Annotated in this window: 10 protein-coding genes and 1 rRNA gene; 9 read left to right on the top strand and 2 right to left on the bottom strand. The window is 66.8% G+C overall.

What is annotated here, in order from left to right:
• Nucleotides 1-8: 8 nt before the first annotated feature.
• From ptsP to EPO41_RS23760, 7 genes are all read left to right on the top strand, one after another.
• On the top strand, nt 9-2,240 hold the full coding sequence (gene ptsP, locus EPO41_RS23790; protein ID WP_296330750.1) for a phosphoenolpyruvate--protein phosphotransferase: 2,232 nt from the start codon (nt 9-11) through the stop codon (nt 2,238-2,240).
• Between the two features lie 80 nt (nt 2,241-2,320).
• The gene (locus tag EPO41_RS23785) at nt 2,321-3,280 is read left to right on the top strand and encodes a helix-turn-helix transcriptional regulator (RefSeq protein ID WP_296330747.1); all 960 of its coding nucleotides are present in this window, start codon (nt 2,321-2,323) and stop codon (nt 3,278-3,280) included.
• Between the two features lie 68 nt (nt 3,281-3,348).
• Nucleotides 3,349-4,500, top strand: coding sequence for a flavodoxin-dependent (E)-4-hydroxy-3-methylbut-2-enyl-diphosphate synthase (gene ispG / locus EPO41_RS23780; protein WP_296330744.1), 1,152 nt, complete (start codon nt 3,349-3,351; stop codon nt 4,498-4,500).
• 56 nt (nt 4,501-4,556) lie between these two features.
• Nucleotides 4,557-5,789, top strand: a complete 1,233-nt coding sequence (gene hisS, locus EPO41_RS23775) for a histidine--tRNA ligase (RefSeq protein ID WP_296330801.1) — start codon at nt 4,557-4,559, stop codon at nt 5,787-5,789.
• A gap of 1 nt (nt 5,790) precedes the next feature.
• The gene (prfA, locus tag EPO41_RS23770; protein WP_296330741.1) at nt 5,791-6,855 is read left to right on the top strand and encodes a peptide chain release factor 1; all 1,065 of its coding nucleotides are present in this window, start codon (nt 5,791-5,793) and stop codon (nt 6,853-6,855) included.
• Nucleotides 6,856-6,857: 2 nt separating this feature from the next.
• A complete protein-coding gene (gene prmC, locus EPO41_RS23765; RefSeq protein WP_296330739.1) occupies nt 6,858-7,727 on the top strand; it encodes a peptide chain release factor N(5)-glutamine methyltransferase in 870 nt (289 codons plus the stop codon).
• A gap of 176 nt (nt 7,728-7,903) precedes the next feature.
• Nucleotides 7,904-8,638 carry a DUF4167 domain-containing protein gene (locus EPO41_RS23760; RefSeq protein WP_296330737.1) on the top strand — a complete coding sequence of 245 codons (735 nt, stop codon included), beginning with the start codon at nt 7,904-7,906 and terminating at the stop codon, nt 8,636-8,638.
• Between the two features lie 67 nt (nt 8,639-8,705).
• Here the strand turns inward: EPO41_RS23760 and EPO41_RS23755 are convergent, their stop codons facing one another.
• Nucleotides 8,706-9,266: a DUF4337 domain-containing protein gene (locus EPO41_RS23755; RefSeq protein WP_296330734.1), complete on the bottom strand. Its 561-nt coding sequence runs from the start codon at nt 9,264-9,266 to the stop codon at nt 8,706-8,708.
• A gap of 183 nt (nt 9,267-9,449) precedes the next feature.
• Between EPO41_RS23755 and clpB the strand changes: the two genes are divergently transcribed.
• Nucleotides 9,450-12,056 carry an ATP-dependent chaperone ClpB gene (gene clpB / locus EPO41_RS23750; RefSeq protein WP_296330731.1) on the top strand — a complete coding sequence of 869 codons (2,607 nt, stop codon included), beginning with the start codon at nt 9,450-9,452 and terminating at the stop codon, nt 12,054-12,056.
• 6 nt (nt 12,057-12,062) lie between these two features.
• Here clpB and EPO41_RS23745 read toward each other — a convergent pair whose 3' ends face one another.
• Entirely contained in the window at nt 12,063-13,607 is a 1,545-nt protein-coding gene (locus EPO41_RS23745; protein ID WP_296330729.1) for a peptidoglycan DD-metalloendopeptidase family protein, read from the bottom strand.
• A 555-nt stretch (nt 13,608-14,162) separates the two neighbouring features.
• Here EPO41_RS23745 and EPO41_RS23740 point away from each other — a divergent pair.
• Nucleotides 14,163-14,275, top strand: a 16S ribosomal RNA gene (locus tag EPO41_RS23740); the annotation flags it as partial.

Below are 14,275 nucleotides of genomic sequence, written 5' to 3'. Positions count from 1 at the left end.
GACCGCGAATGCTCCTCAAGCGGCTCCGGGACACGATGGCGCGTGCCGAGTCCGTCGAAGTGACGCTGGGCGAGGTCGTGCGCCTTGTCGCCAACGAGATGGTGGCCGAGGTCTGCTCGATCTACCTGCTGCGGGCCGGCGAAGTGCTGGAACTGTTCGCAACGCAGGGCCTCAACCCCTCGGCCGTCCACAGCACGCGGCTGCGGGTCGGCGAGGGTCTGGTGGGCGACATCGCCGCGCATGGACGGCCGCTGGCGCTCGACGATGCCCAGCACCATCCGCAGTTCGCCTATCGCCCCGAGACCGGTGAGGAAATCTACCACTCGCTGGCGGGCGTGCCGATCGTGCGCGCCGGCCGGGTGCTGGGCGTCCTGGTCGTGCAGAACCGCACCCGCCGCCAGTACGACGAGGAAGAGGTCGAGACGCTGCAGACCATCGCCATGGTGCTGGCGGAACTGGTCTCGGCCAGTCACGTCGTCAGTCCCAACGAGGTCCAGCAGGTCGATGGTATCGGACTGCTGCCGCTGCGCGTCGACGGCGTGCAACTTACGCCCGGCGTCGCGATCGGCCGCGCCGTGCTGCACGAACCCCGCATCGTCATTCACCGTGTCGTCGCGGAGGATGTCGAGCAGGAGCAGGTCCGCTTCCTCGATGCGCTGCGCGGCGTCCGCGAGGATGTCGACCGCATGCTCGAGGCGCATGACATGCAGTCGGGCGAGCAACGCGAGATCCTCGAGACCTTCCGCATGTTCGTCGACGACCGCGGCTGGGCCGAGCGGGTCCGCGAGGCGATCGGCTCCGGCCTCACCGCCGAGGCCGGCGTCCAGCGCGCCTTCGACGATGTCCGCAACCGCCTCGGCCAGTCGACCGATCCCTATATCCGCGAGCGGCTGAGCGACCTGCAGGATCTCAGCAACCGGCTGCTGTTGCGGCTCACCGGCCGTGTCGCAACGGATCCCAGCACCTTGCCCGACGACATGATCGTGGTCGCCCGAGACATGGGACCGGCGGAACTGCTCGACTACGACCGCAACCGCCTGCGCGGTCTCGTGCTGGAGGAGGGCTCGGCGCTCAGCCACGTGGCGATCGTGGCCCGCGCGCTCGACATTCCGGTGGTCGGGCGCGCGCCCAACGTACTGGCTCGCGTCGAGACGGGCGATCCCATCGTGGTCGACGGCGACAATGCGCAGGTCCTGGTGCGGCCGGCCGAGGATATCCTCCAGACGGTCCATCTCGCGCTCGATGCGCGGGCCGAGCGGCGCCGCAAGTATGCGGCTTTACGCGACCTGCCGTCGGCGACGCGCGACCAGGCGCGCATCTCGCTCAACATGAATGCCGGCCTGCTGATCGACATGCAGCATCTCGACGATACGGGCGCCGACGGTGTCGGCCTCTATCGGACCGAGATTCCGTTCATGGTGCGTTCGGAGTTTCCCGACGTTGATGCACAGGCCTGGCTCTACGGCCGCGTGCTCGACCTCGCGGACGGTCGGCCCGTGACATTCCGCACGCTCGATGTGGGGGGCGACAAGGTCCTTCCCTATATCGACTCGTTTGGAGATGAAAATCCCGCGATGGGGTGGCGCGCCATCCGCATCGGACTCGATCGGCCGGCGATGCTGCGCCGGCAGCTTCGCGCGTTGATCATGGCGGCCAATGGCCGCCCGCTGTCGATCATGTTCCCGATGATCGCCGAGGTCACCGAATTGATACGGGCCCGTCATCTGCTCGACCTTGAAATGGATCGCGCGAAGCGTCGCGGCCAGGCGGTGCCGGAGCACCTGCGTGTTGGCGTCATGTTCGAAGTGCCGGCCCTGGCATGGCAGCTCGACAGTCTTTTGCCGCATGTCGATTTCATCTCCGTGGGAACGAACGATCTCCTGCAATTCCTCTACGCTGCCGATCGCGGCAACAGCCGGTTGGCCGGGCGCTACGACAGTTTGTCCCCAGCCCTGCTTCGGCTGCTACATTTTGTAGTGAACAAAGTGCGTCCCGCGGGTGTGGACATCGCGGTGTGTGGCGAGATGGCGGGACGTCCGGTTGAGGCACTGGCCTTGCTCGCGATCGGCGTGCGTTCGCTGTCGATGTCGCCGGGCGCGATCGGGCCCGTGAAGGCGATGATCCGTTCGCTCGATCTCAACGATGCGGTTGGTTTCATGACCTCTGCGCTTACACAACCCGATCGTCCGCTGCGTGAGACCTTGCGTCTCTTCGCCGCCGATCACGCGATCGAAATTTAGCGACGAAAAGTCGAATCGCTTTTGCCCTGTCATGGGGCCTCTGCTAAGAGTCGCGACGAGGGGACAAGCAGGGAATATCAATGCCGGATCAGGTTGACTGGCGGGCGATTGAGCGCGAGGCCGGACCGGGCCAGGCGGTCGGTCGACTCCTACGCGATCAGCGCGAGGCACGCGGTCTGGACCTGACTCAAGTCGAGAAGAGCATCCGCATCAGGCGCGCTCACCTCGAAGCGATCGAGGATGGTCGCTACGACGAGCTTCCTGGCGCGGCTTACATTCCTGCCTTCCTGCGGGCCTACGCGACCCATGTCGGTCTCGATCCCGAGAAGGTCATGACCGCCTATCATCTGTCGGGCGCGGTTCCCATCAAGCGTCCGGTCGCACTGCCTGCCAATTTCCCGGTTGCCGACAGGCGTGCGCCGATCGGCCTCGCCGTCCTCACGGTCCTTCTCGTCGTCGGCGCCGGCTACGGTGTGTGGCACTATATGCCGCGCGATCAGGCCGTCGTGGCGCAGAAGGTTCCGCCGGTGCCGGACCGTCTTCTCTCCGAGCGCCCCAGCACGCCGGCTCCGGCTCCCAATCCATTCGTCGCTCAGATGCCGTCGTCGCCGGCTCCGGAAACACGCACTCTTTCCGGCTCGCTGCCGGCGCAGGTGTGGCCCGCGCAGCGTATCGAGGGCAGTGCTCCGGCCGCACCGCTGGCGCCGCCGCCGGTCGTCGTCGCCGTTCCCGCGCCACCGCCGCCGGTCGTGATGAATGTTCCGTCGATCGGCCAGGCGCAGGCCGCCCAGCCGCCGGCGCCGATCGAACCGCCGCGCCTCGAGCCGGCGAAGCCGGTCGAGGAAGCGAATGCGCGGCAGCCTGAGGCGACGCCGCCGCCGATGCCCGTCCGGGTCAATACGCCGATCAGCGTGAAGACCAACAGCTGGGTCGAGCTGCGGGCCCCGAACGGCGACGTGCTGACGCAGACCTATGTGCGCGCCGGCGAAAGCTACGTCGTGCCCGCGGGGATCGCCTACCGCATCACAGAGGCCCGGTAGGGCCACCGTCGCCGCTTTGTAACGTCCGCCGGCTGGCGGAGGCGGGGTCGCGCCGCTACATTGCCTCCATGAGCATCAGACCGTACCGCGACATCCAGCGCCGCAAGTCGCGGCGCGTGATGGTCGGGTCCGTGCCGGTGGGCGGCGATTCGCCGATCACCGTCCAGACCATGACCAACACGCTGACCGCGGACGCCGAAGCGACCATCGCCCAGATCCGCCGCTGCGAAGAGGCGGGTGTGGATATCATCCGCGTGTCCTGCCCCGACGAGGACTCGACCGCGGCGCTGCCGAAGATCGTGCGGGCCGCCAAGGTGCCGATCGTGGCCGACATCCACTTTCACTACAGACGCGCCATCGAGGCCGCGGAGGCGGGCGCCGCCTGCCTGCGCATCAACCCGGGCAACATCGGCAGCGCCGAGAGGGTGCGCGAGGTGGTGAAGGCCGCCAAGGATCACGGCCTGTCCATGCGCATCGGCGTCAACGCCGGCTCGCTGGAGAAGGACCTGCTCGAGAAATACGGCGAGCCCTGTCCCGAGGCGATGGTGGAGAGCGCGCTCGACCATGCCCGCATCCTGCAGGACCACGATTTCCACGAGTTCAAGATCAGCGTGAAGGCGTCCGACGTCTTCCTGGCGGTCGCGGCCTACCAGCAGCTCGCGGAGGCCTGCGACTACCCGCTGCATGTCGGCGTCACCGAGGCGGGCGGCACGCGCACTGGCACGGTGAAGTCGTCGATCGGCATGGGCTCGCTGCTGTGGGCCGGCATCGGCGACACGATCCGCGTCTCGCTCTCGGCCGAACCCGAGGAAGAAGTCCGCGTCGGCTTTGAGATGCTGAAGGCGCTGAACCTGCGCCATCGCGGCGTCAACATCATCTCCTGCCCGTCCTGCGCGCGTCAGCAGTACGACGTCATCCGCACGGTCGAGGCGCTGGAGAAGCGCGTTGCTCACATCACCACGCCGATGACGGTGTCGGTGATCGGCTGCGTGGTCAACGGGCCCGGCGAGGCGCGCGAGACCGACATCGGCTTCACCGGCGGCGGCTCGAACACCCATCAGGTCTATATCGCCGGCGTCCCGCACCACCGGCTGAAGGACGCCAACGTCGTCGACCATCTGGTCGGTCTGATCGAGAAGAAGGCGGCCGAGATCGAGGCCGCAAAGGCGGAAGAGGGCAAGGCGAAAGAAGCCGAGCGACATCGCGTCGCCGCCGAGTAGCGACTTCCGGTTCTTCCTTTCCAGACGATTTTTCGAGGCGATTTCCCGTGAGCAAGATGCAACCCGTGCGTGGCACGCACGACCTCCTCCCCGACGACTACCGGCGCTTCGCGCATGTCGTCGACACGGCCCGCGACGTGGCGCGCCTCTACGGCTATCGCGAGATGGCGACGCCGATCTTCGAGTTCACCGAGCTGTTCGCCCGCGGCATCGGCGAGACGACCGACGTCGTGTCGAAGGAGATGTACACCTTCAAGGATCGCGGTGACGAGTCGCTGACCCTTCGGCCGGAGTACACGGCCGGCATCTGTCGCGCCTTCGTGTCCAACGGCGAGCTGGCGCAGCAGCTGCCGCTGAAGGTCTTCGCGGCGGGCCCGATGTTCCGCTACGAGCGGCCGCAGAAGGGACGGCAGCGTCAGTTCCATCAGATCGATCTCGAGGTTCTGGGCGCGCCCGAGCCCGGCGCCGACATCGAGGTGATCTCGGTTGCGGCCGATATCCTCGACCGGCTCACGATCCTCGACCGCTGCGTGCTCAAGATCAATTCGCTCGGCGACCCGGAGAGCCGCGTGGGCTACCGCAAGGTCCTGACGGACTACTATTCCGCTCACGTCGACAAGCTGTCGGAGGATTCGCGCAATCGCCTGGCGCGCAACCCATTGCGCATCCTCGACAGCAAGGACGAGGGCGACAAGGCGATCAACGCGAATGCGCCGAGCTTCAGCGATCACCTGAACCAGGCGAGTCGCGACTTCTTCAAGTCGGTGCAGGACGGGCTCACGGCCGCCGGCATCGCATTCGAGGTCGATCCGGCCCTGGTGCGCGGCCTCGACTACTACACCCACACCGCCTTCGAGTTCGTGACCACCCATCTCGGTGCGCAGGGCACTGTGCTGGGCGGCGGCCGCTATGACGGGCTGATTGCCGAGCTGGGCGGCCCGCCGACCGCCGGCATCGGCTGGGCGGGCGGCATCGAGCGGCTGATGATGCTGGCCGACGAGCCCAGGCCCCTGCCCCGGCCCGTCGTCATCGCGCCGCTAGGCGCGGCGGCCGAGGCCAGGGCGCTCGGCATTGCGCGCGGTTTGCGCAAGCAGGGCATCGCGGTCGAGCAGGATTATCGCGGCAACATGAAACGGCGCATGCAGCGGGCCAACAAGCTCAATGCCCGCGCCGCGCTGATCATCGGCGACGACGAACTCGCAAAGGGCGTCGCCCAGCTCAAGGACCTCGACAGCGGTACGCAGCGCGAAGTGCCGTTCGAGACTCTCGCGGAAGCCCTGAAGGTCTGAGATGTCGCTGTTGCTGAAACTCAACCAGATCGTGACGCGCCATGCCGAGCTGCAGGCGGCGCTCTCGGCCGGCACGCTCGACTCGCAGAAGTTCGTCGCGGCCTCGAAGGAGTATGCCGACCTCGGCCCGCTGGTCGAGGCGGTGAACGAGTGGCACAAGGCCGAGCGCGAATTGAAGGATGCGGAGGCGATGGCCGCCGATCCCGACATGAAGGCGATTGCCGAGGAAGAGGCGGAGGAGCTGCGCAAGCGCCTGCCGGAGCTGGAGCGCACGGTGAAGCGCATGCTCCTGCCCAAGGATGCGGCCGACGAGAAGAATGCCATCCTCGAAATCCGCGCCGGCACCGGCGGCGACGAGGCGGCGCTGTTCGCGGCCGACCTTTTCCGCATGTACCAGCGCTACGCGGCGGAAAAGGGCTGGAAGTTCGAGGTCATGGAACTGTCGGATACCGGCATCGGCGGCTATCGCGAGGCGATCGCCACGGTGACGGGGCGCAACGTCTTCGCGCGTCTCAAGTTCGAATCCGGCGTCCATCGCGTGCAGCGCGTGCCGGCGACCGAAGCCCAGGGCCGCATCCACACGTCGGCCGCGACGGTGGCGGTCCTGCCGGAGGCCGAGGAGGTCGACATCAAGATCGACGAGAAGGACCTGCGCATCGACGTGTTCCGTGCCTCGGGCCCGGGCGGCCAGTCGGTGAACACGACCGACTCGGCGGTACGCATCACCCATATCCCGACCGGCGTCGTCGTCAGCCAGCAGGACGAGAAGAGCCAGCACAAGAACCGCGCCAAGGCGATGAAGATCCTGCGCGCCCGCCTCTACGACGCCGAGCGCCAGCGGCTCGATGCGCAGCGCGCCGCCGACCGCAAGGGCCAAGTCGGCAGCGGCGACCGGAGCGAACGAATCCGCACCTACAATTTTCCCCAGAGCCGGGTGACCGATCACCGGATCAACCTCACCCTCTACAACCTCGCCGAGGTCATGGACGGGCGCGGACTGGACGCGATCGTCGACGCCCTGACGGCCGACGACGAGGCCTCGCGCCTGGCGGAGCTCGCGGCCTAGAGGTGTCGGAGGGCGCCTCCTACGATGCCCTGTTGCGCGACACGGCCGTCGCCCTGACGGCGGCCGGGATCGACAATGCCCGCTTCGAGGCCAGGCTGCTGCTGAGCCACGCCACCGGACTGACGGTCGAGCAATTGATCTCCCGCGGGCCCGACCCGGCGCCGGCTTCGGCACGGACCGCGCTGCGCGACCTCACGGCGCGGCGGGTACGGCGCGAGCCCATGGCGTACATTCTGGGCGAGCGGGAGTTCTGGGGCCTGCCGTTCAAGGTCTCGCCGGCCGTTCTGGTCCCGCGCCCCGACAGCGAGACGGTGATCGAGACGGTGCTCGACCTGTTGCCGGACCGCAGCCGGAAATTGCGGATCCTCGACCTCGGCCTCGGGTCGGGCTGCCTGCTGCTCACCCTGCTGCGGGAGTACCCGCAGGCGAGCGGTGTCGGGATCGACGCCTCGGAGGCGGCGCTCGCCATTGCCCGGGCCAATGCCGAGGCGCTCGGCGTGGCGTCCCGCGCGCGTCTTGCGATCGGCGACTGGCGACAGGCCGGTTGGAGCGAGCGGCTTGACGGACCCTTCGATCTGCTAGTCTCCAATCCGCCCTACATCGAGAGCGCCGCAGTGGAGGGGTTGATGCCCGAAGTGGCCACGCACGAGCCGAGGCTGGCCCTCGACGGCGGCACCGACGGGCTTGCGGCGTATCGCATCATCACGGCGCAAGCCCCGAAGCTGGTCGTTCCGGGCGGCTGGGCCGTTGTCGAGGTTGGAGAGAGGCAAGCTCCTGAAATCGCGTCGCTTTTCGCCGCTGCGGGCCTCGCGCCCCAGTCGGCCCGGAAGGATCTCGGCGGGATCGAGCGCGTCGTGCCGGCCCAGTATTAATAGGTTGGCAATCGGAAGGAATGGGACTAGGTTCCTCTCACCCCTTGGGGGGAAACTGGTCCGACCGGTCCATGGCGGCGGACACCAAACCCCTGAATTCAGCTGTGACGGCGCCCGGGTAGGGCAGGGGGGAATTAACAACAACATCCGTCCGGCGTGTAACTGGCCCTAGGTTAATGAGACCAAACAATCGTCAGCGGTCGCGCGGCGGTCGCAGTGGTGGCGGTGGCGGTGGCAACAATCACCATCACAAGCCTCAGCATCACAGCTCCAATCGCACGCCCAATCGAAACCAGATATTCGATAGCAGCGGTCCCGACGTCCGGGTCCGCGGAAATGCCCACCAGGTCTTCGACAAATACCAGTCGCTGGCCCGCGAGGCGGCCTCCTCGGGCGATCGCATCCTGGCCGAAGCCTATTACCAGTACGCCGATCACTATTACCGCGTGATCCAGTCCATGGGCGGCTTCGTGCAGCGTACCAACTGGGGCGAGGGCGGCGAGGACGGCCAGCAGCCCGGCCAGCAGGGTCAGCATCCCGGGCAGCCGCAGCAGGGGCAGGGCGGGCCGCAGCCCGGCGACGGGGGCGGCGATATGCAGTCCGGCGATCGGGGCGAGCAGGGCCTCTCCGAACAGCGCTCCTCCGAACAGCGCTCCTCGGAGCATCGCTCATCCGACAATCGTCAGGGCGATCATCGCCAGAGCGGCGGCCATCGCCAGAACGATCGGCGTCAGAACGATTATCGGGAAAACAATCGCGATCGCGACCAGGATGAGGCGGAACCGGGCCTCAATGGCGTGGCGTTTCTTCAGAACGGACGCACGGCGCCCGGCGGCAACGACCCCGCTGTCGAAGAGCAGCCCGAGGTACCGGAATTCGTCCCCGCCACGGGGAGCCGGCGCGCCTCCTGATCGGCCAGCCGCACTCCATTTCCTGAAACCGCCCGCAGACCGCCGTCTGCGGGCGTTTTCGTTGGATCTACAGGTGGATCAGCGTCGGGGCGACGAAGGCCAGGACGGTGAAGCCGAAGCCCCCGATGCCGAGCCCGACCGACAGGAAGGTCAGCCAGATCACCGAGGTGAGGGCGGCGGCGCCGGCCAGCACGATGGCGAGCTGAAAGCAGGCCGAGCCATATTCGAACATGTGATAGGCGGCCATCGACCGGTCGCGATGTTGTTCCTTGGCCTTGGCTCGGGCGGCCAGCTCCTTGCGGCCCTCTCCGGTCTCGGGCTCGGTGTCGTAGCGCTGCGCCGTCTGGCGCCACCGGTCGGCCTGGGCCTTGAGCGCCGGGGGCATAGGCGCCGGACCGTCCTTGTAAGTGGCGTCGACTTCTTCCGCGGCGGTGCGGAGGGTCGTCTGCCGGACCGTCTTGGACTGGAAGAACGACCACAGGTTGGAGGCGTCGATATGGCTCGACAGGGCGTTCGTCTGCGAGCTCTTGCCGCCCATTTCCGACACCGCCAGCAGGGCGGCGAGGATGGCCACCAGCAGGGCGATCCTCTTGTTCGAACTGTCGACGTGGCCGTGTCCACCTGACATTTTGGTGCTCTCCCTGTCTCGATTGCGGCGTTCTTAGCCCACGTCCAAGACAGGTGAAAGTCGCACGCCGGATAGGGCCTTGCAGCCCACCGATCCGCTCCCATATCGTCTGCAGGATGCTTCTTCGGAGGGTCCGCTCTTCCGCCCGCCGCTCGACGGGGGCGTAAAGGAAAGGGTTGAGTAATGAACCAGGAAAAGTACACCGAGCGCATGCGGGGCTTCCTGCAGAGCGCACAGATGCTGGCGCTCCGTGAGGGCCACCAGCGGCTGATTCCAGACCACATTCTGAAAGTCCTGCTCGACGATCCGGAAGGCCTCGCGGCCAACCTGATCGGCTCGGCGGGCGGCGATTCGCGCGCGGTCTACCGCGCCGTGGAGGCCAACCTCGCCAAGCAGCCCAAGGTCGAAGGCCAGGGCGCCGGCCAGATCTACATGGCGCCGGAGACCGCGCGCCTGTTCGACCAGGCCGAGGCGATCGCCGAGAAGGCGGGCGATTCGTTCGTCACGGTCGAGCGCATGCTGATCGCGCTGGTGCTCGCCAAGGGCACGCCGGCGGCCGAGGCGCTGGCCGCGGGCGGCGTCAAGCCCCAGGCCCTCGAGAAGGCCGTGCAGGAGCTGCGCAAGGGCCGTACGGCCGACTCGGCCTCGGCCGAGGACAGCTACGACGCTCTGAAGAAGTATGCCCGCGATCTGACGCAGGCCGCCCGTGACGGCAAGCTCGACCCGGTGATCGGCCGCGACGAGGAGATTCGTCGCGCCATCCAGGTGCTGAGCCGGCGTACCAAGAACAACCCGGTGCTGATCGGCGAGCCCGGCGTCGGCAAGACCGCCATCGCCGAGGGTCTCGCGCTGCGCATCGTCAACGACGACGTGCCGGAATCGCTCAAGAACAAGAAGCTGATGGCGCTCGACCTTGGCGCGATGGTCGCGGGCGCCAAGTTCCGCGGCGAGTTCGAGGAGCGCCTCAAGGGCGTGCTGTCGGAAATCTCGTCGGCCGAGGGCGAGATCATCGTCTTCATCGACGAGCTGCACACGCTGATCGGCGCCGGCAAGGCCGACGGCGCAATGGACGCCTCCAACATGCTGAAGCCGGCGCTCGCGCGCGGCGAGCTGCATTGCGTGGGCGCCACGACGCTCGACGAGTATCGCAAGCACATCGAGAAGGATGCCGCGCTCGCCCGGCGCTTCCAGCCCGTCTTCGTGGCCGAGCCGACGGTCGAGGATACGATCTCGATCCTGCGCGGCATCAAGGAGAAGTACGAGCTGCATCACGGCGTCCGGATTGCGGACTCCTCGATCGTGGCCGCCGCGACCCTGTCCAACCGCTACATCACCGACCGGTTCCTGCCGGACAAGGCGATCGACCTGATGGACGAGGCGGCGAGCCGCATCCGCATGCAGGTCGACAGCAAGCCCGAGGCGCTGGACGAGCTCGACCGGCGCATCATGCAGCTCAAGATCGAGAAGGAAGCGCTCAAGAAGGAGAGCGACTCCGCGTCGCGCGACCGGCTCGAGCGTCTCGAGAAGGAGCTGTCGGAGCTCGAGGAGAAGTCCGCCGCGCTGACCGCGCAGTGGACGTCGGCCAAGGACAAGCTCGCCGACTCGCAGAAGGTGAAGGAGCAGCTCGACAAGGCGCGCTCCGAGCTGGAAGTGGCGCAGCGCCGCGGCGAACTCGCCAAGGCGGGCGAGCTGGCCTATGGCGTGATCCCCGACCTCGAGAAGAAGCTCAAGGAAGCCGAGACCCAGGAGGTCGCGGGCGGCAAGGGCGTGAAGGAAGAGGTCATGCCCGAGGACATCGCGGCCGTCGTGTCGCGGTGGACCGGCGTGCCCGTCGACAAGATGCTGGAAGGCGAGCGCTCCAAGCTCCTGCGCATGGAGGAGGAGATCCACAAGCGGGTGATCGGCCAGGACGAGGCCGTCGTCGCAGTGGCGAACGCGGTCCGTCGCGCCCGCGCGGGCCTGCAGGACCCGAACCGTCCCATCGGTTCGTTCCTGTTCCTGGGGCCGACGGGTGTCGGCAAGACCGAGCTCACCAAGGCGATCGCGGCCTTCCTGTTCGACGACGACAACGCGATGGTGCGCATCGACATGAGCGAGTTCATGGAGAAGCACGCCGTGAGCCGCCTGATCGGCGCCCCGCCGGGCTATGTCGGCTACGACGAGGGCGGTGTCCTCACCGAGGCGGTGCGCCGGCGGCCCTACCAGGTGGTGCTGTTCGACGAGGTCGAGAAGGCGCATCCGGACGTGTTCAACGTCCTGCTGCAGGTGCTGGACGACGGTCGCCTGACCGACGGGCAGGGCCGCACGGTCGACTTCAAGAACACGCTCATCATCCTGACGTCCAACCTCGGCAGCTCGCATCTGGCGGCCCTGAAGGACGGTGAGCCCACCGAGTCGGTGCGCGAGCAGGTCATGGAGGAGGTGCGTCGGGCGTTCCGTCCGGAGTTCCTGAACCGTCTCGACGAGATCCTGCTGTTCAACCGGCTGAGCCGGGCGCACATGACGGACATCGTCGCAGTGCAGATGCAGAAGCTGCTGAAGCTCCTGGCCGATCGCAAGATCGAGCTGAAGCTGGACGGCAAGGCACTGCAGTGGCTGGCCAACCGCGGCTACGACCCCGTCTACGGGGCGCGGCCGCTGAAGCGGGTGATCCAGCGGAGCCTTCAGAACCCGCTGGCGACGCAGCTTCTCGAGGGCAGGATCCACGACGGCGACACGGTCGAGGTCGGCGTCGAGAATGGCGAGCTGACGGTTGGCGGCGAGCGTGTGATGAGCGACGCCGCCGACTGACGAACGCTAGTTGCTCCTGGCAACCAGTGACGGCGCAGGTTCCTTCGGGGCCTGCGCCGTTTTCTTTGGTGCGGGCTTGGCCTCCGGCGGCTTCTCCGGCTCCCCGGCGACCGGCGCGCTCCTCAGTTGTGCGAGATACTGCTTCGCCAGGGTGCGGAAGCGCGTGGCGTCCTTGGCCCCGACCGTGCCGCGCATCGCGAACTTCTGGGTGAGCGGATTCACGTGCTTGCCGGCCTTCAGGAACTCGTAGTGAAGGTGCGGGCCGGTCGACATGCCGGTCGACCCGACGAAGCCGATCACCTGTCCCTGGCGCACCGAGACGCCCGGCTTGATGCCTGGCCCGATGCGCGACAGGTGGGCGTAGGCGGTAGCGACGTCCTGCGTATGCTGCAGCTTCACGTAGAGTCCGTAGCCGCCGTTCGGCCCTGCGGAGGCGACTTTGCCGTTGCCGGCAGCGAGGATCGGGGTGCCCGGTGGGGCCGCGAAATCCACGCCCGCGTGCAACGCACTGAAGCCCAGGATCGGATGTTCGCGCATGCCGAAGCGCGAGGTGATGCGCGATGCATCCATCGGCGTGCGCAGGAAGGAGCGCACGACGCTCTCGCCTTGCGGGTTGTAGAACCCGTCGGCGCCACCCTGCGCGCGATAGCGCATGACGACGACGGTGCGCTTCATGAGTCGAAGCTCGCCCGCGAGCAGGCGTCCGGGATGCGTGACCTTGCCGTCGCTCGTCACGAGCTGTTCGAGCAGCACCGTGAACTTCTGTCCCTGCTTCAGCTCGCGCTGGAAATCGACGTCGTAGGAGAGGGCGCGCACGAACTCGACCATCGCGGCCGAGGGCGCGCCGGCCCTTATGCCGCTCTGCTGCAGCGAGCCGTCGCGCTCGCCTTCGACCCTCACGATGCGCGGGCTCACCTTGTAGATCTTCTCCTCGGCATCGTAGGTGCCATCGTCATTGCGGCTGACGATGTATTCCCGCTCGGGTTGAGGCCGTACCGACAGTGCCAGCACACGTGGTGTGTCGGGCTGCTCCGGAATCGTCTGCATGGTGAGTTCGATCGTCTCGCCGACGGCAAGCCGCCGCTTCTTCAGCAGCGACCGGAGCTTCTCCGCGACCTGCTTGCGCTCCTCCTCGGCCACGTCGATGTCGGCCAGCATCTTCTCGACCGTGTCGCCCTTCTCGAGGCGGAGCGTGAGTTCGTAGATGTCGCTGGCCGGCGGTTCGGCGTCGGCGGCAGGCGTTTCCGGCGGCTTCATCTGGAAGCCGCGGAGATCGAGCGAGGGTGGTTTGCCGAAATCGGCCGCCGTTACGGGCGGGGCTGGCTGCGAGTCCGCCAGGATGACAGGGGCCGGTACGGCCTGTGCGGGCGATGTTGGGGCCGGGCCTGCGGGTCCGGGCGCGGCGGGCGTCGATGTTGGTGGGATTGCCGACGTCTTCGGCGGCAACGCAGCGATTTCCGGGTTCGACCGGTGGCTGAGGACAAGTCCTCCCATCGCCAGGCCGATGACGCCGATCGCAAAGAGGACAGGCCGGAACAGCCCGAAAGTCATGCTTTTCGGGCTTTTCGGCCGGTCCGACGGAGGGGGGAAGTCCGTCATGACCGCTGACCTATTGTGAGCCCGGTGGGTCCGGGCTTCGGGTTAGGGGTGACGCCGGACCGGAAAAATCTGTCCGCCCCGGCGACGCGCTACATATTGATGCCGGAAAGGCTTCTGGCGCACAACAATACAATAGGTTCGACGGGTTTTTTGGTGAATCCGAGTCAGCGTTACGAATTCGTAAATTTCCCGTTGACGGTCCTGAGGACCCCCCATATAAGCGCGGCTCCCGACGACGAGCGGGGCCGCCGAAACCGCCTCAGACACTGAGGCGCCAGGGTCGAAAGATCCAACGGGGGCAACGTTCGACGAAGGTCCCGACCTCCGGGTCGTGCGCTCTATGCATCGTATGTTTGGAAAGGGATACGCCGGCGGCGGCGAACATGAAGTGCTTCGGCATAGATTGTTTTCGTCGTCGCTAGTTCGGAAATTCGACGTAAGTTGGATAGAGTAATTAGTGACGGGATCTTTGCTCTTCTAGTTCTTCGGAACGATGAAGAGCACGTTAAACTTGAGAGTTTGATCCTGGCTCAGAACGAACGCTGGCGGCAGGCTTAACACATGCAAGTCGAACGCGTGTAGCAATACACGAGTGGCGCACGGGTGAGTAACGCGTGGAT

Source organism: Reyranella sp., from assembly GCF_004297265.1.
Classification (GTDB): Bacteria; Pseudomonadota; Alphaproteobacteria; order Reyranellales; family Reyranellaceae; genus Reyranella.
Note: the sequence above shows the minus strand (reverse complement) of the source record. Positions and strands in the feature narration are given on the sequence as shown.